Source organism: Synechococcus sp. CCAP 1479/10 (genome assembly GCF_019038515.1).
Classification (GTDB): domain Bacteria; phylum Cyanobacteriota; class Cyanobacteriia; order PCC-6307; family Cyanobiaceae; genus Cyanobium.
The window spans coordinates 109447-127469 of record NZ_JAFKRJ010000047.1; the positions used below are offsets into that span (position 1 = coordinate 109447).

Annotated in this window: 24 protein-coding genes; 12 read left to right on the forward strand and 12 right to left on the reverse strand. The window is 68.9% G+C overall.

Annotated elements, in window-relative coordinates; translation table 11 throughout:
* Positions 1–96: 96 nt before the first annotated feature.
* From KUG39_RS15790 to KUG39_RS15800, 3 genes are all read left to right on the forward strand, one after another.
* Complete coding sequence (locus tag KUG39_RS15790) at positions 97–642, forward strand: DUF4236 domain-containing protein (protein WP_216916468.1); 546 nt, start codon at positions 97–99, stop codon at positions 640–642.
* Between the two features lie 353 nt (positions 643–995).
* A complete protein-coding gene (locus KUG39_RS15795; RefSeq protein WP_094584980.1) occupies positions 996–1445 on the forward strand; it encodes a hypothetical protein in 450 nt (149 codons plus the stop codon).
* The gene (locus KUG39_RS15800) at positions 1445–1927 is read left to right on the forward strand and encodes a hypothetical protein (RefSeq protein WP_216916470.1); all 483 of its coding nucleotides are present in this window, start codon (positions 1445–1447) and stop codon (positions 1925–1927) included. The genes KUG39_RS15795 and KUG39_RS15800 overlap by 1 nt, the downstream gene beginning before the upstream one ends.
* Positions 1928–2038: 111 nt before the next feature.
* Here KUG39_RS15800 and KUG39_RS15805 read toward each other — a convergent pair whose 3' ends face one another.
* Positions 2039–2698, reverse strand: coding sequence for an alpha/beta family hydrolase (locus tag KUG39_RS15805; protein WP_216916472.1), 660 nt, complete (start codon positions 2696–2698; stop codon positions 2039–2041).
* 125 nt (positions 2699–2823) lie between these two features.
* Between KUG39_RS15805 and KUG39_RS15810 the strand changes: the two genes are divergently transcribed.
* Positions 2824–3261 (forward strand): hypothetical protein, encoded by a 438-nt coding sequence (locus KUG39_RS15810; protein ID WP_216918373.1) that lies wholly within the window; start codon positions 2824–2826, stop codon positions 3259–3261.
* A 41-nt stretch (positions 3262–3302) separates the two neighbouring features.
* Here the strand turns inward: KUG39_RS15810 and KUG39_RS15815 are convergent, their stop codons facing one another.
* The 4 genes from KUG39_RS15815 to KUG39_RS15830 all read right to left on the reverse strand — a co-directional run bounded on the left by KUG39_RS15815 (position 3303) and on the right by KUG39_RS15830 (position 4682).
* Positions 3303–3623: a hypothetical protein gene (locus tag KUG39_RS15815; protein WP_216916476.1), complete on the reverse strand. Its 321-nt coding sequence runs from the start codon at positions 3621–3623 to the stop codon at positions 3303–3305.
* Positions 3624–3863 carry a DUF433 domain-containing protein gene (locus KUG39_RS15820; RefSeq protein ID WP_216916478.1) on the reverse strand — a complete coding sequence of 80 codons (240 nt, stop codon included), beginning with the start codon at positions 3861–3863 and terminating at the stop codon, positions 3624–3626.
* 97 nt (positions 3864–3960) lie between these two features.
* Positions 3961–4386 (reverse strand): type II toxin-antitoxin system VapC family toxin, encoded by a 426-nt coding sequence (locus KUG39_RS15825; RefSeq protein WP_216916480.1) that lies wholly within the window; start codon positions 4384–4386, stop codon positions 3961–3963.
* The gene (locus KUG39_RS15830) at positions 4383–4682 is read right to left on the reverse strand and encodes a type II toxin-antitoxin system Phd/YefM family antitoxin (protein ID WP_286193267.1); all 300 of its coding nucleotides are present in this window, start codon (positions 4680–4682) and stop codon (positions 4383–4385) included. Before KUG39_RS15830 ends, KUG39_RS15825 begins: the two co-directional genes overlap by 4 nt.
* Positions 4683–4750: 68 nt before the next feature.
* Between KUG39_RS15830 and KUG39_RS15835 the strand changes: the two genes are divergently transcribed.
* Positions 4751–5011 carry a hypothetical protein gene (locus tag KUG39_RS15835; protein ID WP_216916482.1) on the forward strand — a complete coding sequence of 87 codons (261 nt, stop codon included), beginning with the start codon at positions 4751–4753 and terminating at the stop codon, positions 5009–5011.
* Between the two features lie 19 nt (positions 5012–5030).
* Here the strand turns inward: KUG39_RS15835 and KUG39_RS15840 are convergent, their stop codons facing one another.
* Together KUG39_RS15840 and KUG39_RS15845 are read right to left on the reverse strand one after the other, a co-directional pair.
* The gene (locus KUG39_RS15840) at positions 5031–5342 is read right to left on the reverse strand and encodes a chaperone modulator CbpM (RefSeq protein WP_190611575.1); all 312 of its coding nucleotides are present in this window, start codon (positions 5340–5342) and stop codon (positions 5031–5033) included.
* A complete protein-coding gene (locus KUG39_RS15845; protein WP_216916485.1) occupies positions 5335–6309 on the reverse strand; it encodes a DnaJ C-terminal domain-containing protein in 975 nt (324 codons plus the stop codon). The genes KUG39_RS15840 and KUG39_RS15845 overlap by 8 nt, the downstream gene beginning before the upstream one ends.
* A 91-nt stretch (positions 6310–6400) precedes the next feature.
* Between KUG39_RS15845 and KUG39_RS15850 the strand changes: the two genes are divergently transcribed.
* The gene (locus KUG39_RS15850) at positions 6401–6646 is read left to right on the forward strand and encodes a hypothetical protein (protein ID WP_216916487.1); all 246 of its coding nucleotides are present in this window, start codon (positions 6401–6403) and stop codon (positions 6644–6646) included.
* Positions 6647–6662: 16 nt separating this feature from the next.
* On the opposite strand, the gene arsB is transcribed toward KUG39_RS15850, so the two are convergent.
* From arsB to KUG39_RS15870, 4 genes are read right to left on the reverse strand one after another with little or no spacing between them, the layout of a single operon-like run.
* Positions 6663–7724, reverse strand: coding sequence for an ACR3 family arsenite efflux transporter (arsB, locus tag KUG39_RS15855; protein WP_286193268.1), 1062 nt, complete (start codon positions 7722–7724; stop codon positions 6663–6665).
* A 35-nt stretch (positions 7725–7759) separates the two neighbouring features.
* A complete protein-coding gene (locus tag KUG39_RS15860; RefSeq protein WP_216916489.1) occupies positions 7760–8497 on the reverse strand; it encodes a hypothetical protein in 738 nt (245 codons plus the stop codon).
* A gap of 48 nt (positions 8498–8545) precedes the next feature.
* A complete protein-coding gene (gene pstS, locus KUG39_RS15865) occupies positions 8546–9580 on the reverse strand; it encodes a phosphate ABC transporter substrate-binding protein PstS (protein WP_216916491.1) in 1035 nt (344 codons plus the stop codon).
* 35 nt (positions 9581–9615) lie between these two features.
* The gene (locus KUG39_RS15870) at positions 9616–10743 is read right to left on the reverse strand and encodes a DUF389 domain-containing protein (RefSeq protein WP_190611579.1); all 1128 of its coding nucleotides are present in this window, start codon (positions 10741–10743) and stop codon (positions 9616–9618) included.
* Positions 10744–10828: 85 nt separating this feature from the next.
* Here KUG39_RS15870 and KUG39_RS15875 point away from each other — a divergent pair, with 85 nt between their 5' ends.
* The gene (locus tag KUG39_RS15875; RefSeq protein ID WP_216916493.1) at positions 10829–11371 is read left to right on the forward strand and encodes a hypothetical protein; all 543 of its coding nucleotides are present in this window, start codon (positions 10829–10831) and stop codon (positions 11369–11371) included.
* Here the strand turns inward: KUG39_RS15875 and KUG39_RS15880 are convergent.
* Positions 11338–11727 (reverse strand): DUF8680 family protein, encoded by a 390-nt coding sequence (locus KUG39_RS15880; RefSeq protein WP_216916495.1) that lies wholly within the window; start codon positions 11725–11727, stop codon positions 11338–11340. The genes KUG39_RS15875 and KUG39_RS15880 overlap by 34 nt on opposite strands.
* Positions 11728–11839: 112 nt before the next feature.
* Here KUG39_RS15880 and KUG39_RS15885 point away from each other — a divergent pair, with 112 nt between their 5' ends.
* The 5 genes from KUG39_RS15885 (at position 11840) to KUG39_RS15905 (ending at position 18006) form a co-directional block, all read left to right on the forward strand.
* Positions 11840–12823: a glycosyltransferase family 2 protein gene (locus KUG39_RS15885; RefSeq protein ID WP_216916497.1), complete on the forward strand. Its 984-nt coding sequence runs from the start codon at positions 11840–11842 to the stop codon at positions 12821–12823.
* A 118-nt stretch (positions 12824–12941) separates the two neighbouring features.
* Positions 12942–14366 carry a 30S ribosomal protein S6--L-glutamate ligase gene (rimK, locus tag KUG39_RS15890; RefSeq protein WP_216916499.1) on the forward strand — a complete coding sequence of 475 codons (1425 nt, stop codon included), beginning with the start codon at positions 12942–12944 and terminating at the stop codon, positions 14364–14366.
* A 24-nt stretch (positions 14367–14390) separates the two neighbouring features.
* Positions 14391–15188 (forward strand): ABC transporter ATP-binding protein, encoded by a 798-nt coding sequence (locus KUG39_RS15895; RefSeq protein WP_216916501.1) that lies wholly within the window; start codon positions 14391–14393, stop codon positions 15186–15188.
* 36 nt (positions 15189–15224) lie between these two features.
* Positions 15225–17426: a mechanosensitive ion channel family protein gene (locus KUG39_RS15900; RefSeq protein WP_216916503.1), complete on the forward strand. Its 2202-nt coding sequence runs from the start codon at positions 15225–15227 to the stop codon at positions 17424–17426.
* A complete protein-coding gene (locus KUG39_RS15905; RefSeq protein WP_216916505.1) occupies positions 17419–18006 on the forward strand; it encodes a hypothetical protein in 588 nt (195 codons plus the stop codon). The genes KUG39_RS15900 and KUG39_RS15905 overlap by 8 nt, the downstream gene beginning before the upstream one ends.
* Positions 18007–18023: the final 17 nt, after the last annotated feature.

Sequence of the window (18023 nt, forward strand, 5' to 3'; positions counted from 1 at the left end):
CGCCTGGATTGGGGATATCTCGGGGAAGAATCACTGCAACACCCGTCGGAGGCGGCAGGCTTTGCCTACCCCTTGTGTCCTGAGCGTGTCTGCCCCATGCCCTTCCGCTTCCGCCGCAGCGCCCGCCTCGGCCCCCTGCGGCTCAACTTCGGCAAGAGCGGCCTCAGCTCCATCTCCCTGGGGGGCCGCGGGGCGTCCTTCAACATCCCAGTCGCCCGAGCCGGTGGCCCCCGCACCACCGTGGGACTGCCTGGCACCGGGCTGAGCTGGAGCGTGGAGCACAGCGTCGGGGCGCCCTCGGCGTCGCCGGCTGGCCTGCCCAACAGCCGCCGTTTCCGGCCCGGCCAGCTTGAGGCCTTCCGGCAGGGGTGCCTGGGGGTGCTGCAGGAGCAGCTGTTCGCCCCCGGTTCCCAGGGCCAGCGCCTCTGGGACCACAATCTGATCACCCGCCTGCTGGCCGATCCCACCATCGGCGGCCGCACCCAGGGCCTGCTGGCCGTGATCGAAACGCCGGAGGCGATGCAGGCCTACGTGATGCGTGCGCAAAGCCAGGACGACGTGAAGCGCCGGGCCCATCGCTGTGTGGAGGCGGTGCAGGAGGCGCTGCGGCTGGCGAACGCCCGGGGCTGGATCAGGGACTAGGCCGCCAGGCGGCTCATCCAGGAGGGCCGGCGCTGGTCCGGTGCGCGTGGGTCCGACAGCCGGGGGCTCTGTCAGGGATGAATGTCTCGGTTGAAATTATGGCCCTGGCATAAACGCCAATCATCTTGAGCGCGGACTTGCGCCGTCGCCGGCTGGCCGCTGAGCTGGCCTGCCGCCGGGTCCATTCCGGCATCGCGATCGGAGACCTGTGAATCGATTCATGACCGGCCCAAGGCCTGTGCTGGCCATCCATCCGTCTCCGGTGCTGTGCTGGAGGTCGCGTCTCTGATCCGATGACCAATAGCGAGCAAGGGGAGCTGAGCCTCCTCCTGCCAGACCCTGCATCGACGCCGGTGGCGTCCGATCCAGCCCAAGCCCCACTGGCCTGCAAAGGCATCCGCTCCACCAGGGATTTCCCCGCCGATCTCAGCGCTCTCAGCCGGGAGCAGATCGAGCACCACTACCAGGCGATGCGCAACAGCCACGCCTCCCTCACCCGCTCGAGGGCCCAGTTGCAACGCCGCTCCAGGGAGCTCACGGTGGCTCGCGAGCGTTTTCTGGAGACCCTTCGCAGCTATGAGGGCCGGTTGATGGCCCTGGGCCAGGAAAAGGCGGAGGCCCTCCGCATCGCCCAGGACATGCACCGGGAGCTGGAGGCCTTTGAGGACAAACAACAGGCCCTCGACGGCCTGTTGCAAGAGCTTGATGCCGCCAAGGATGAGGCCGGCTACTGGAGCATCTTCAGCATCACAAGGCTGATCGAGCGCATGCGCCGCCTGCTGCGCGGAGGAAGAGAGGGCTGATGGGGGAACTGAGCGATCGCTTCGGCGAGCTGATGGCGCGCATGGCCAAGGGCGATGCCGATCTGTTCCGCACCGTGGGCCAACAGAACGCCGCGATCCGCCAGCTGGTGGAGGAAATCGCCCCGGCGGAGGCCATCGGTGCCTTGAGTGAGTCCCCCCAGCCCTTGCTGCCGAAGGACCAATGCCATCCGGCGGCCCTCAAGGCCCGCTTCCGCACGGCCGCAGCGGCCCATGCCCATCTGGAGGCCGCCCTGGGACCAGCTCCCACCAAAAAGAAAACCTGGGACCATCTGAGCTCCGTGTTTGCGAATGGCGCCTGGCCCGCCCCTGCACGCTCGTTGTCGGTAGCGAGAGCTGGTCGTGGCGGCGTCAGCGAGGAAGCTCTGGCACAAACGGAAGCGCGGCTGTTGCGGCGTATCGATCAGCTGGAAGAACGCGTGATTGGTTTGATCGAGAAGCTGCTGTCAGGTAAGTCCGGATAACACCGCAGACAGAGCCAAGTTCTCAACCACGACGACCAAGGCAAGCGATCGGGCAGCTCAGGATTTGCCGGACAAGCTGAGCCGCGAGGACGTTCTCCCTGGCCGCAAGGATCACCCCCCAACCACCCCCCGCACAAACCGATCGCTCCACACCACCGCCGCCCCCCAGTTCTCCGCCTCGCTGAGCCCCGAACTCCGTGTGGGCTTGAAGCTGTGGTCGCCAGAGGAGATCCAGCCCAGCTGCACCGCCGGCGAGAGGTTGTAGGTCTCCACCTCTTCGCGGCGGCCGAACGTGTCCCGTTCCCCCTGCAGGATCAGGGTGGGCGTGCACAGGGCGGCCAGGTGCTCGGTGCGCAGCTGCAGCGGCTTGCCGGGCGGATGGAAGGGATAGCCCAGGCACAGGCAGCCCCGCACCCCATCGCTGGCGGCCAGTTCATCCGCCAGCAGGCTGGCCACACGCCCGCCCATCGACTTGCCGCCGATGAACAGCGGCCGCTGCGGGCTCTCGCCCGTCTCCAGCCGCACCTGCTGGCGGAACGCCTCCTGCAGCAGCGGCATCCGCTCGGGCCCCTGGCGGCGGCCCGTCTCGCGCATCCGGGCCATGTAGCCGAACTCGAAGCGCACCACCCGCCAGCCCGCCGCGGCCAGGCCGCCGGCGATCGCCGCCATGAACGGGCTGTCCATCGGTGCCCCGGCCCCATGGGCCAGCAGCACGGTGGCCGGCGCGTCGTCGGGGCCGTCGATCAGGCGGGGGTCGGAGCTGGTGCCCATACAGTCAGACCATGACACGCCGGATCGGCCACACGCTGCCTCGCGCTGCACGCCTTGGGGCCCTTGGGTCCATCCTGCTGCTGGCGGCAGGATCGGCATGGGCCGACGGTCGCGGATCCAGCCCGGTGCTGCGCCTCGACGGGATCGGCCCGTTGCGTCTCGGCATGAGCCGGGCCGAAGCCGTCGCCACCGGCTGGCTCTCCGATCCGGGCCCTGGCTGTGAGCTCGGCGGGCCGCCGCTGCCTGTCGTCTACAAGCTCAAGGGGCCCAAGGCGCCGGCGGGAATCGTCGGCACGGCCCAGTTCGAACGGGGTACGTTGCGGGTCTTCGCCTTCTCGGCCGGCGTGCGGACGACGTTCGGCGTCGCCATTCCCGGCGGCACCGTGAACGATCTGCTCACGCGCGCCCGCGCCGCCGGCCTGTCCGCCACCTCGGTCTATGACGAGACGTTCGCCGGACGGTTCGTCACGGTGAATCGGGGCGGCAAGCAGGTGCTCGGTGCGTTTGCCGAAAAGAGCGCGATCGCCACGATTGCGGTGCCCTACGTGCCTGTCTGCGAATAGGGGCGCGCCTGGGGGCGGCGGGGCGGGGGCCATGGGTGGCTTCAGGGAATCAACAGTTCCCTGTAATCGCCGCTCATGGTGGACGCAACAGCAGCCTGTATGGCTTCCGTGGCCAGTCGAATCCTTGGCCAGCTGGTGGTGCTCAGGACAAGGATCGCGATGCTGCGGTCCTGGAGGTTCTGCTGATAACGAAGGTTGGTATCGGTCGTGATCAGCAGCTCGTAACCCTTCTGCTCCGCCAGCCGGATCAGTTCGCCATTGGTGACGGTGGACCAGCCCAGCTCGTAGGCCGTGGCCACGACGTGGCCTTCCAGATAACGGCGCAGGGGAACCGGTGTCCCCTGATCAAACAGGATCCGCATTCAGATCACCGTTGCGGCCGTGCTTCGGGCGACATGCTCCAGAACCAGCCGGGCCTGCGCGACGCTGACACCAGGAAAGAGCTCGATGAACTCCTCAAGGGAAACGCCGTCTTCCAGATTTTCGAACAGGGCCGCCACCGGAATCCGGGAGCCGCGAAACACCCAGGCACCACTGACACGCCCTGGATCGTGCTCCACGGCAGGGCAATCCGCCCAGTCCAGATCCGATCCAGTGGCCATGGGTCCAGCCGGCAGCCGACGTCTTCAGGGTAGACAGCGCATTCGCTGGCGATCGCGCTCCGGCTCCCTGTTCCAGCTGCACGGAGGCCATCCCATCTCAAGCCAGCACGTCCAGCCGCATCAGAGCGGCCGCCTGCCGCAGGCGTCGGTCGAAACAGGCGAAGGTGACCGGCTGATCGCTGCTGCGATCCAGTTCGTGGGCGGCCGCCAGCTGGACACTGTCGTAGCCCCGCAGAGCGAAGCCATCGGCGAAGCGTCCGGCCGTTTCAACCAGCTGTTGGGTCACCTCCACGATCGTGCAGTGCTCCCAGCTCAGGATCAGTTGCTGGCGGGCCTGCTCCAGCGCTGCGGCGTCCTCGGGGTGTTCCCGCTGACGGCGGGCCAGGCCCGCCATCGCCTCGGCCCAGGTGAGCCGACACACCGCGATGGCCTCCGCCTCAAGGCTGGCCTGGTGCATCCGATCGGAGCCCGGCTCGCTGATCAGCAGCTTGATCAGGGCGCTGGTGTCACAGAAGAGGATCACCCCTGACCCCGGTCCTCCAGCACCATCTCACTGACGCTTTTGCCGACGCCGCTGAGACGAACCGGAAGGGGGAAGGCAGGCTTCTGGCCGCTCCAGCTGACGAGGCCGGCGTCCATCGCCGCCTGCAGCGGATGGGTTGCGCCCGGATCCGTTGACCTGACAGCGGTGATGCGGGCGATCGGCCTGCGGTGGGAGGTGACCTCCACCACTTCACCGGACTGAGCGCGAGCCAGCCATGAAGAGAGGTGGGTCTTCAGATCCCGCACCGACACCTGATTGGCGACCACATCGGCCATGATTTCTGGCACTTCTGTGACCACATTAGGTCGGCAGGATGCAGAATCCATGGGCCTGCCTCCCCGCCATGGGCGCGATCCTGCTCACCGCTGTCACCGTGCTGCTGGGCTATGGCCTGGGCAAGGGCGTGCCCCGTCTGGTGCAGGGCTCGGGCCGCCTGGCGCGCCGTTCCCGCTTCAGCCAGCTGGCCTTCGGCTGCCTGCTGCTGCTCCCCTGGCTGGTGGGCATCGTTCTGCTGGTGCAGATTCCCCTGAACCCCGCTCTACTGCTGCCAGCGATCGGCTATGCGGCCGGCATGGCCTGGGGGCGCCGCAAGGTGGGGCTGTAGGGGCCCCCCGGCCCACCCCTCACCGCGGCAACTGCGATTCCAGCTCCCGCAGCCGCCCTTCGAGGGCCTCGATCCGCTCCAGGTAGGTGAGGGCCAGGGCCATCCCGGAGACGTTGAGGCCGAAGTCGTCGCGCAGGCGGGCGGCGCGGCGGGCCAGGCGCACCGTGTGGACGTGGAAGGTCCACACGGGCGCGTGCTGGGCGCAGCGGAACACCCCGAACTGCACCAGTTCGATCACTTCCTCGTGGCCCAGCCCGGAGGCGGCCAGCAACTCCTCGAGGGCGACGGTGCACCCCTCGTCGTCGTCGGGAATCAGCAGATCGTCAGCCATCGATGGGTCCTTCGAGGTGGTGGCGGGGGCTAAAGGCGGAGGCTTCGGCGAGTTCGCGGTACAGCGCCTGCTCCCGTTCGCCGATCTTTTCGGGCAGCACGATCTGGATCACACCGTAGAGATCGCCCGCCCCCTCGCGCCGCTGGGGCAGGCCCTTGCCGGCCAGGCGCAGTTTCTGGCCGCTGCGCATCCCCGGCTTGAGGCTCACCGCCACCGGGCCCTCCAGGCTGGGCACGCTGATCTCGGCCCCCAGGGCCGCCTCCCAGGGGGCGATCGGCAGCTCCAGGTAGAGGTCGTGGCCGACGGCCCGGAAGCGGGGATGGGGCGCCAGCCGCACCTCCAGATAGAGATCGCCGGGGGCACCGCCGGCGATGCCGTCGCCCCCCTTGCCCGGCACCCGCAGCCGCTCCCCCTCCACCACGCCCCGAGGCACCCGGATCCGGCCGCTGCGGCTCTGCTTCTCCACCCGGCCATCGGCCCCCAGCACCGGAACGCTGAGCGAGAACGACACCTCCGTCCCCCGGGCGGCCTGCTCGAGGGTCAGCTCGGTGGCCACCTCCACGTCCTGGCCGCGGATCGGGAAGTCCGCCCCCGGCCGCCGGGGCCCGCCGGTGCCGCCAGCGAAGCCGCCGAAGCCGCCACCACCGAAGCCCATCCGCTCGAACAGGTCGGCCAGGTCCACCTCCTGCTGGCTGGCGCCGCGCGAGAAGCGGGTTTCCCACTCCGGCGAAGGATGGAACTCTTCGCCGGGGCCGTGGCAGCCGAGGTCGTCATAGGCCTGGCGTTTCTCCGGATCGGAGAGGGTCTGATAGGCCTCGCTGATCTCCTTGAACCGTTCTTCGGCGCCCTCCTCCTTGGCCACATCGGGGTGGTATTTCCGCGCCAGTTTTCTGTAGGCCTTCTTGATCTCCTCGGCGCTGGCGTCGCGCTCCACCCCCAGGCTGGCGTAGTAGTCCTTGAACTTCATCGCAGCGTCCCTGCCCGGTGCCCGGGATCGGGACCATCCTCCTACGCCCCTGCTGATCGCCCTGGCGGCGGTGGCCTTTCTCTAGGCCTCGGTGGGCCATGCCGGCGCCTCCGGCTACATCGCCGTGCTGGCCCTGGCGGGTGTGCCGGCACCCGAGATCCGCGCCATCGCCCTGGTGCTCAACGTGCTCGTGGCCAGCGTCGGCACGCTGCAGTTCGTCGTCGCCGGTCACTTCCGCCGCGATGTCTTTGTGCCCCTGGCCCTGCCGGCCGTTCTGCTGCGCCAGTTGATCGGGGCGGTGCTGGTGATCGCCGCCTGGAAACTCCTGGCCGGCTGAGCCTGAGCCGGGCCGTTCAGGCGATCGTCCGGGCCGGGAAGCGGCGCCGCAGCCACAGCGATACGTACACCAGGGCCACCAGCACCGGCACCTCGATCAACGGCCCGATCACCCCGGCCAGGGCCTGGCGGGAGCTGACCCCCCAGACGCTGATGCTGACGGCGATGGCCAGCTCGAAGTTGTTGCCGGCGGCGGTGAACGCCAGGGTGGCCGTTTTCGGATAGCTGAGCCCGTTGCGGCGGCCCACCGCGAACGCCACGCTCCACATGATCGCGAAGTAGAGCAACAGGGGCACGGCCACGGCGGCCACCGTGAGCGGATCGGAGGTGATCGCCTGGCCCTGCAGGGCGAACATCACCACGATCGTGAACAGCAGGCCGTAGAGCGCAAACGGGCTGATGAACGGGATGAAGCGCTGCTCGTACCAGCGGGGGCCTTTGAGGCGCAGGCCGATGCGGCGGCTGAGGTAGCCGGCCAGCAGAGGGAGCCCCAGGAACACCAGCACCGCCGCGGCGATCTCCACCATCGAGAAGGCCACGTCCTGGGTGGCCAGCCCCAGCCAGCCGGGCAGAACCTTCAGGTAGAAGCCACCCAGCAGGGCATAGGCCAGCACCTGGATGATCGCGTTGATCGCCACCAGCAGGGCGGCCGCCTCCCGGTCGCCCCGGGCCAGATCGATCCAAATCAGCACCATGGCGATGCAGGGGGCCAGACCGATCAGGATCAGGCCGGTGCGGAACTCCGGCTGGCCGGGCAGGAACAGCCAGGCCAGCACGAACATCAGGGCCGGCCCCAGGCCCCAGACCAGCAGCAACGACAGCCGCAGCAACCGCCGATCCTGCGCCGCCTGGCCCAGCTCCTCGTAGTGCACCTTGGCCAGCACCGGGTACATCATCAGCAGCAGTCCCAGGGCGATCGGCAGGGAGGTGTTGCCGATGCGCACGGCATCGAGCCAGGCCTGGATGGCCGGGAAGAAGCGACCCAGCAGCAGGCCGCCGACCATGGCCAGCAGGATCCATAGCGGCAGGTAGCGGTCGAGCAGCGACAACCGGGCCAGCACGGCCCTGTCCTCGTCCATGCGATGGCCCCGCTGAATAGATCAACGCTACTTGATTAGCTCGTTGGGCCTGGCTCCGCCACCCGCCGCAGCCGCTGCACCGCATCGGTGACGGGGTGCAGCGAGACGTTCTCCACCGACTGCGCCTGGCTGGCCCCGAACGGGTTGTCGAGATCCGTGATCAGCAGCAGCAGCTTGATCAACAGCAGCGAGATCACCCCGATGAAGAACAGGGATTCGGCGAAGGGCTCGATCCGGGAGAGCACCAGCCCGACGATGAGCACCCCGGTGCCGATGTAGGCGACTCCATAGACGGAGGGGACGAACGTGGTGGAGCGGATCACGTCGATGCGCTGCACGCCGCGGCGGATGTGGGCCAGCTCCAGCAGCAGGGTCGGCCCCGCCTCCCGCATCCAGGCCAGCAGCGCTTCGCTGAAGTCCGCCAGCAGGGCCAGGGTTCCCTGCAGCTCGGCCTCCGGCTGCCGCAGCCCCAGGCCCTGCACCTCGAGGGCGAGGCATTCCAGGGCGGCGGCCAGTTCACCGGGCAGCTTCTCCCCTTCCTTGTAATCCGTCAGCACCCCATTCAGCAGGAAGCCCAGCAGGAACACCTCCGAGGCCACCAGGGCGGAGAACAGGGGATTCGGTGTCAGAACCTCCCAGTGCTCCTGGTGCACCAGCACCCGGCAGGCTTCGATGGCCAGCAGCACCAGGCCCACCCGGCCAAAGAACCAGAGGCGCCGCAGCAGGGGCCTGGGGTCCGGCTTGGTGGCCGGATCCCTGGAACTCGCGGTCATCATGGCAAACCGAACCGTTGCCAGTCTCGGCGGCGATACCGGCCTGAATCAGTCCTTGATCTTGGCCACCTCATCCCGGGCCCGCTTCAGCACATCGCCGCTGAGGGGGACGAAGCCCAGTTCGGCCGCCTGCTTCTGGCGATCCTCCTCCAGGGCCCAGAGCAGGAAGGTGCGCACGGCTTCCGCCTTCTGTTCTCCCTGTCCGCTCTGGTAGGCCAGGATCCAGGTGAAGGCCACGATCGGGTAGCTCTCCGCCCCCTCGGGGTTGCAGTCCTCGCCAGCCAGGCGCTCATCGAGCTTGATGTTGTTGAGGGCCGCCGCTCCGGAGCTGGCATCCGGCAGAACGAACTTTCCTGCCTTGTTCTGCAGCGCCGCCGGTTTCACGGTGCCCCGGAGGTACGCCTGGTTGACGTAACCGATCGTTCCGGCGGTGTTCTGGATCACGCCGGCCACGCCCTCATTGCCCCTGCCGGCCAGACCCACGGGCCATTGCACCGCCTTGCCGACGCCCACCTTCTTCTTCCATTCCTCCGAGAAGCAGGCCAGCGCGTTGGTGAAGTTGAAGGTGGTGCCGGAGCCATCGGAGCGGTGCACCACCGTCAGGGGCCGGTCGGGACAGCCCAGGGCGCTCCAGTTGGTGATCTTGCCCAGGAAGATGTCGGCCAGCTGGGCCTGGGTCAGCTTGAGACCGGAGCAGTCGGGATTGTTGTAGGCCGGGCTGATCGTGCCGCCCAGCATGGGGATCTGCACGGCGCCGCGCTTGCCGGCCGTGCCGGCCTTGAAGTCTTCGTCGCTGAGCGACTCGTCGGTGGCGCCGAAATCCACCGAGCCGGCCAGGAACGAGCGCACCCCCTGCCCGGACCCCACCGACTGGTAGTTCACCAGCGAGCCTTTGGCGGTCTTGTAGTCGGCGGCCCAGCGCTGGTAGGCGGGCGCCGGGAAGGAGGCCCCGGCCCCGTTCAGCGAGGGCAGACCGCCGCCGCCGGAGCCGCAGGCGCTGAGGCCGAGTGCCAGGACGCCGAGCCCCCCCGGGAGGCCGGCGCGACGCAGGCGTGCGAGGGTCCGCTGGTGGGGAAGGGGCACGGGGCTGGCAACGTGTTGTTCCATACATTTACTGCTTACTGGGACGTCGGGCCGGCCCCCTCAGGTGTCTCGTCCGGGGCCTCCACCTCCTGTCCGCGCGGCAGCGGCGGCACGGGGGGCGGCGGCAGCACCTCCAGCTCGGGGGGGTTGGGTGGGGTGTCCGGGCCGATCAGATCCACCGCCGTGCGTTGCATCACCAGCCGGAAGCGCAGCGGTGCCTGGGTTTTGTTGATGAATTCCTGCACGGCGGACACCTGCCCTGCCGTCGGCAGGTCCGGATCGGTCACCCGCACCCGGGCCCGGATCAGCGGTGGGTTCTGCTGCCAGTCGATGCTGAGGCCCACCATGTCGATGGCGGGATCGCCGCCGAGGGTGATCGTGCTGCTGCGCAGTCGTTGCTCGATGGCGGCCTCCAGCTGCTGGGCCTTGTTCTCCTGGCGGGTCTGGTTCACCAGGCGGAAGAAGCTGCTGCCCAGGGGAATCACCAGCAGGGCGGTGAGCGCCACGCTGGTGAGGCCCAGGCGGCTGTGGAACAGCCGGCGCCGGTACACCTTCTCGAGGGTCCCGAGGGACGCCATCGCCCCCACCATGATCCCGAGCAGGTTGGTGGCGAACAGCAGCAGCGCGCCGTAGGCCTGCATCCAGTCGGAGGAGGCCAGCAGGATCCCCACCACGCACATGGGCGGAACCAGGGCCACGGCGATGGCCAGGCCGGCCAGGGCCGAGATGGCGTCCCTGCGCAGCTTGGCGTACATCGCCACCGCCCCGGCCACCAGGGCCACCCCCAGATCCAGCAGGTTGGGGCTGGTGCGGTTCATCACCTCGCTGCCGAAGCTCGGGAACGCCACCAGATGGCCCACCGCCATCGCCAGCAGCACGCAGATCACCACCCCCAGCATCAGAGTGCGCAGGGCCCGCAGGAACATCGGCAGCCGCCCCCGCAGGATCTCGAAGGCCATTGCCTGCAGCGGCATGATCCAGGGGGCCACCACCATGGCGCCGATCACCACCCCGGGGCTGTTGGCCAGCAGGCCGAGGGTGGCGATCAGGGTGGCCCCCACGGTGAGCACCACGAACACCTGGCTGAAGCTGGCGTCGTGCTCGAACTCCTGCTGCAGCGCGGCCAGCCGGTCGTCGGCCGCTGGGGCGGGGGGGGAGGTCATGGCCGTAGCGGGTTGTCGCAGCGCACCCCATCCTGATGGCCTGCTGAGATACGTTCCACAGCCACGGCCACCTGCTCACGCTTGGATGACACGGCGGAAGCCGGGACCCTTCACCCTCTGGCCGCTGGCCATGGCGCTGCTCGCTCCCTCGGCTGCCCAGGCGAACAGCTGGACGTACCAGCGGCTGGTGGAGGCCTTCGAGCAGCGCGGCTTCAGCGTGCTCGGCAGCCACCCCCGCTGCGCCGAGCGAGGGCTGTACGGGCTCTACCTGCGCGAGAGCCGCCGCATCGTGGTCTGTCCCCGCGGCAACCTCGCCGACACCCTGCTGCACGAGGGGTGGCACGGGGTCCAGTCGCGCTGCCTGCGGGGCGCCCCGTTCCTGGGCGAGGAGGACCTGCGCCGGGGCCTGAGCCGCCGCGACCAGCGCGACCTGGCCCGGCTTTACGACGGGGCCCGCTGGCAGCGCGAGGCCGAGGCCCGGGTGATGGCCCGCCGGGATCCCGCCGTCTATTTCCGCCTCGTGGACGAGCTCTGCGGTTCAGCCGCTCCCCCACCGGCCGTCCCGCCGGCTCCGGCGTCACCGGAGAGCGCGCCTCAGGGCCAGGCGGTGAAGCGCACAGGCTCATAGCGGGCGATCGACACCCGCCAGCCCCGGATCGCCAGGGCGGCCAGTTCCGTATGGAAATCGGCCGTGGCGCCGCCGCCGACCCAGCGGGCCTTGAGCCGGGGCAACGGCTCCTGCAGGGCCTCCAGCGGCAGCTCCACCAGCAGCAGGCTGCCGTCCCCGGCGGCCCGCCGCAGGGCGCCCTCCTCGCTGCGCTGCCAGAGGCGAAGCAGCAGCTCCAGCACCAGGGTGCGGCCGTCGTCGCCGGGTTCCGCCGCTTCAGCCGCCGCCACCGCCAGGGACTTGCCGTTCAGGGGCAGGGCCCGCGTCCCTTCCTGCTCCAGCAGGGCCAGCGCCACCAGATAGGGAGCATCCGCCATGACCATCGCCCGCACAGAGCCCCCAGCCTGCTGGATCGTCTGGAACCGGGGCTGATGCCACCGACAGAAGCCGGGGATGTCCTGTAGGAATGACGTCGAAAGTGATCAGACCATGGGCCCTGGCGACGTCACGGTGGTTGTCGTTCCCCGTGAACGGTTCAGCGATGCGCTGCGATCGCTCGATTCCATCGAACGGAACACCGACCGTCCGTACGAGCTGATCTACATCGACGGGAACTCACCGGCCGACCTGGCCGGGGCACTGCAGCGTCGCGCGGCGCAAGGGAACTTCCGCCTGATTCGCAGCGAGCAGCACCTCTCCCCCAATGCCGCCCGCAACCTGGCCCTGCCCCACGTCACAACGAAGTACCTGGTCTTCATCGACAACGATGTGATCGTCACCCCCGGCTGGCTCGGGACCCTGGTGGCCTGCGCCGAGCGCCACGGCTGTACCGCCGTCTGCCCCCTGACGTTTGAGGATGAGGCCTTCAGCGTCGTCCACCACGCCGGTGGCCAACTCCTGTGGAGGTCCATGGGGCAGGGGCGCCGCTGGCTCACCGAACGGCGCCCCTGGAACCATCTGCCGTTGGCCAAGGTGAACCAGCCCCTGGTGGCCGGTCCCACCGAACTCAACGAGTTCCACTGCGTTCTGGTCCGCACGGACTTCTTCGCGCAGAACGGGCCCCTCGACGAGGCGCTGCTGAGCATGGCCGAGGAGACGGACTTCTCGATCGCCGTGGCGGAAAGCGGTGGCTCGATGGTGTTCGAGCCGGCCAGCCGGGTGAGCTACATCCCCCCCTCCCCTGCGAACCTGCTTCCGTCCGACAGGCCGTTCTTCGAGCTCCGCTGGTCCAGTGACTGGGTCAGGAGAAGCGTTGACCACATGGTGGCCAAGCACCACCTCGACCCGCTGTCGCCGGTGGCCAAGCACTGGCTGCGCTTTGTGTTCCAGCACCGCCATGCCTGTGCCACCGGCTCCAGGACCATGCCGGCGATGGACATCCTGTTCGGCGATTTCGGCTCCACCCTCGGCAAGCGGGAGAAGTGCGATCAGCTGCTCCGCCGGCTTTCGCCAGGCTCAGGCGGCGGCCGCTGAGCGCCGCCACCGTCCCCCTCGCCTGGGGCCCTGTCGACGAGGGCCCTGTCGACAAGCCGGAAAGCTCCGGCGAGCATGGCGGTTCGTGGGCCCGTCCCACGCCACCCGCCCCGGAGCCATGGACAGCGTCGACGGCAAGATCATCGTGGGCAGCGAGGAGTGGTGCAGCTTCCCGGACGCCGGGCTGCCGGCGATCAAGGCCCGGGTGGATTCCGGTGCCGCCACCTCCGCCCTCCACGCCACCAACATCGTGCCCTTCGAGCGCGACGGGTGCCCCTGGGTGAGCTTCGAGGTGCATCCCCTGCAGGGTGATCGGGTCGTGGTGGTGCGCCACGAGGCCCCGGTGGTGGCTCGGCGGGAGGTGCGCAACACCAGCGGCGTCTCAGAGAACCGCTACGTGATCCGGGAGCGGCTGGTGCTCGGCGAGCAGAGCTGGGAGGTGGAGCTGACCCTCGCCAACCGGGATGCCATGGGGTATCGGATGCTTCTCGGTCGCCAGGCGATGGTGGGCCGGATCCTGGTGGACCCGGAAGGCAGCCACCACCTGCGCAGCCTCAGCACCGAGGAGAGCCGGGCCCTCTATGCCCATGTCCGCCCGCGCGATGCCGGCCTGCGGATCGTGCTGCTGGCCAGCGACCCCGATCTCTACAGCAACCGGCGCCTGATCGAGGCGGGCGAGGAACGGGGCCACCACATGCGGTTCCTCAACATCCGTCAGTGCTACATCCGCCTGGATCCCCGCAACCCGGAGGTCCACTACCGCGGCGGTGACGTGCTCGGCGCGGTGGATGCGGTCATCCCCCGCATCCGTCCCAGCGTCACCTTCTACGGCTGCGCCGTGACGCGGCAGTTCGAGTCGATGGGGGTGCCGTCGCTCAACAGTGCCCAGGCGATCACCGCCTCCCGCGACAAGCTCTTTGCGTCCCAGGAATTCGTCCGCGCCGGGCTCAACACCCCCGTCACGGGCTTCGCCGATTCCCCCCTCGACACGGTGGACCTGATCCGCATGGTGGGCGGTGCCCCCCTGATCGTGAAGCTGCTGGAGGGGGCCCAAGGCAAGGGCGTGGTGCTGGCCGAAACCCAGAAGGCGGCCGAGAGCGTCATCAATGCCCTCCAGAGCCTCGACGCCAACCTGCTGGTGCAGGAGTTCATCAAGGAGGCCGGCGGCACGGATCTGCGCTGCTTCGTGGTCGGCGGCAAGGTGGTGGCCGCCATCGAGCGCACGGCCGCCGAGGGTGAGTTCCGGGCCAACCTCCACCAGGGGGGAACGGCCCGGACGGTGCAGCTGGAAGCGGCGGAGAAGCAGATGGCCGTCAAGGCCTGCAAGGCCCTGGGGCTGGATGTGGCCGGCGTCGACATCCTGCGTTCCCACCGCGGCCCCCTGCTGCTGGAGGTGAACTCCAGCCCGGGACTCGAGGGGATCGAGACCGCCACCGGCCTGGACCTGGCCGGCAAGATGATCCGCAAGCTGGAACGCAAGCTCGGCTGGGGACGGCCCCCGGCCGATGGCGCCATGGAGGCCCAGCCCGCGGCCCCGGCATGATCGCTCCGGCATGAGCGCCGCCCCATGAGCACCCCCCCATCGGCCTACCTGGAGCTGGAGGTCGTCGAGGCCTGGCTGGGGCCCCGCCGCGTCTTCGAGGACCTCTCTCTGCGGCTCTACGGCGGCGAGCACACCGTGGTGCTGGGCCCCAACGGCTCCGGCAAGAGCTCCCTGGTCAAGCTGCTCAGCCGCGAGCTCTACCCCGTCGTCAAGCCCGGCTCCTGCCTGCGGATCTTCGGCAGCGAAACGGTGAATCTCTGGCAGCTGCGCGGCCGCATCGGTCTGGTGTCCCAGGATCTGCACGCCGCTTACGTCGGTCGGGTTCCAGCTGACGATGTGGTGCTCTCCGGCTTCTTCGGTTCGGTGGGCATCGGCCGCAGCCAGGTGGCCACCGAAGCCCAGAGGCGGCGCGTGGCCGACCTGATGCAGCAACTGGGGCTGGCCGATCTGGCAGAGCGCCCCTACGGCCAGCTCTCCGAGGGGCAGCGGCGGCGCCTGCTGCTGGCCCGGGCCCTGGTGCACGGCCCCGAGGTGCTGGTGCTGGATGAACCCACCAACGGGCTTGATCTGAAGGCGAAACACCAGTTGCTGGCGATCCTGCGCGAGCTGGCCCGCGGCGGCACCACCCTGCTGCTGGTGACCCACCAGATCGAGGCGGTGCTTCCCGAGATCCGCCGCTGCGTGCTGTTGCGCGAGGGCAAGGTGGTGGGCGACGGCCCCACCGACGCCCTGCTGCAGGACGCCCCCCTCAGCGCCCTGTTCGACACCCCCCTGCGGGTGTGCGAGGCGAACGGTTACCGGCAGGTGTTGCCGGCGGGCTGAGCCGCCATCATGCGGGACATGTGCCGCGGCTTCCGGATGCCCCGTCCGATCCGTCTGCCCCGTCCGGTCCGCCTGCTGCTGGCGTTCCTGATCGCCTGCCTGCTGCCGCTGACGGGCCTTGCGACGGCGGCGTTATCCGCGGGGCCGGGGGCCCCAGCTGCCGCCCAGCTCCGGGCCACCTACGTACCCCTGGAGAGCCAACCGTTCCATGGCCAGCTGCTGGAGCTGAAGCAGCAATGGACCGATGCGCCCCTCAACCAGGTGGTGGGGGACAGCCCGCGGGCCACCCTGCTCAATTTCTACGTGGTGATGGCCCAGGTGAACCGGGACATCGCCCGGATCGAGGCCAAGGCTGAGGCGACACCCGGGCTCTTGTTGTCCAGCGCATTGCGTCACGAACTGGCGCTGATCAACAGCTACTTCGAGGAGGCGGTGAAGGCCCTGGATGTGTCGGAGATTCCCCAGAGCATCCGGGCGGATTTCGCCGATGAATACGCCCTCAAGCTCAAGGTGATTCTCGATTACGTCTTCACCCACAGCCGCAAGCCTTTCGAGATTCCTGATGCGGCCGGGATGAAGGCCCTGAACGATGGACGGGTGAACCCCAGCGCCAGCTGGACCATCCCGGGCACCTCCATCACCCTGACGGATGAGGAGCCCGAGGATGGGCGTGATCGCGGCTACCGGTTCTCCGCCTTCACGGTGGCCCAGATCCCCAGCCTCTACGAGGAGATCAAGGATCAGCGAGCGCCATCTGCGGGCCCCTCGAGCCTGCTGACGCCAGCCATCTATGACGCCTTCAGCCTCCGGCCCGGCCATCTCCTGCCACCGAAGTGGTATCTGAGCATTCCCCGGAGCCTCCGGCAAACGGTGCTGGAGTCCCATCTCTGGGACCAGACCCTGTTCCAGATCGTGCTGGGTCTGCTGGCGCTGGTGGCCTTCGCCTTCGTTCAGTTCCGTCTGGTGCTGGCCCTGTTGGCCACCTACCGGATGACCGAACGGGCCGCCAGCCAACCACGCACACCGATGCAGATCTGGCAGGTCGACAACATCGCCTGGCAACGGGTGTTGCTGGCGGCCGTGGCCCTGCCCATGGCCCGTGTGGTGGAACTGCTGCTGGACCACTACGTCAACGTCACCGGCCTGCCCCTGCAGGTGTTGATGTACCTGCTCTACACGCTCTACTTCTGCTGGGCGGGGTTGTTCAGTTTCTTCCTGATGGAGGCCCTCGGCCGCAGCCTGGCCGAATGGGTCACGATCCTGCGCGGGCGGCGCAACGCCCTGCAGCTGAGCCGTGTCAGCAATCTGGTGATGCCCGTCTGCCGGGTCATGGGCGCCATCATCGGCGTCTCCCTGATGTACCGGCTGCTGATCCTGCTGGGCCTGCCGGGCTCCACCGTCCTGGCCTTCTCTGCGGTGCCCGGCCTGGCCATCGGCCTCGGGGCCTCCAAGCTGCTGGGCAACCTGTTCGCCGGCCTGTCGATCCAGACCGACCGCCCCCTGCGGGTGGGGGAGTTCTGCCGCATCGGCAGCAACCTCGGCTACGTCACCAAGATCGGCCTGCGCTCCCTGGAGCTGCAGACCCACGAGAGCCGCATCACCATCCCCAATTCGGTCGTCGATGAGGAGACGATCGTCAACTACTCCCTGCGCTCGGATCAGGCGCACGATGCGGTCCTGCATGTCTTCGAGCTGCACCTGCCCCTGCCGGCCGAGCTCACCCCCGACCAGCTGGACGACCTGGTGCATTACGGCCGCCTGTACCTCACCGATCTGCCGGGATTGTCCGCCGCCCAGGTGTTCCTTGACCAGGCGACAGCCGATGGGGAGCTGCTGCTGCGCTGCTGCGGTCAGATTCACGCCCCCAACTGGACCGACTACCTCACCCTGCGGGAAGCGGTCCTGCTGCGGTTGCGGCAGATCCTCGATCAGGTGATCCGCTCCCGCATGGTGATCGGCGTGGCCTACGACACCAGCCCCGAGCAGCTGCAGCGCATCCCGGAACTGATCGCCTCGCTGTTTGAGGCCGAGCCCCTGGCTGCCTTCCGGGCCTGCCGCCTGATGGCCATCAACGACTTCAGCTACGACTTCACCTACGACTACCGCTCCTCCCAGCCCACCTATCCGGCGTTCAAGGATGAGGTGGCCCGCCTCAACCGGTCCCTGCTGGCCCTGTTCGCCGCCGAAGGCATCGAGATTCCCTATCCCACCCAGGCGGAGGTCCAGCTGAATGGCTGAGCTGACGCTCCAGACCCTGGCGGGCTGCGGCCTGGCGATCGGCGCCTATCCCCGCTTCCGCTACGACGCCCGAGGCGGCGGCGGGCTGGGCAAGCTCACCGCAGCGGATCCCGCCGGTATGGGCATCGGCCCTGGCACCGGCAGCCTCTGCTTCGATCCGGCTGGCCTGAGGATCCCGCCGCTCGATTGGCGCACCACCCGCTTCCTGGGGCTGCCGTTGCCCCCCGGCCTGGCGATCACGATCCACCCGGAGCGGCTCGAGGGCCGCATCGACGGCGCCACCGGGGCGATGGCGCTGCACTTCCAGGCCCGCTTCCGCTTCGCCATCGGCTCCCTCTACCGCGCCCCCGACCTGATCGTCGCCACCACCCTCAGCACCGGTCCGGTGCAGGGCCGCCGCCACCGGGCCAGCGGCCAGCCCCTCGACGGCGACGGCCTTGCACTGCTGGTGGGGGTGGCCAGCATCGCCCCCAGCGGCGACCCCTGGCTCGACCGGTTTCTGGGCTTGCCCGACGAGGCCCTCGCCCTGCTGCGCTGCCGCCTGGTGCCCAAGGCACCGGAAGCCCAGGACTTACCTTGACCCCCTGCCACGCCTGA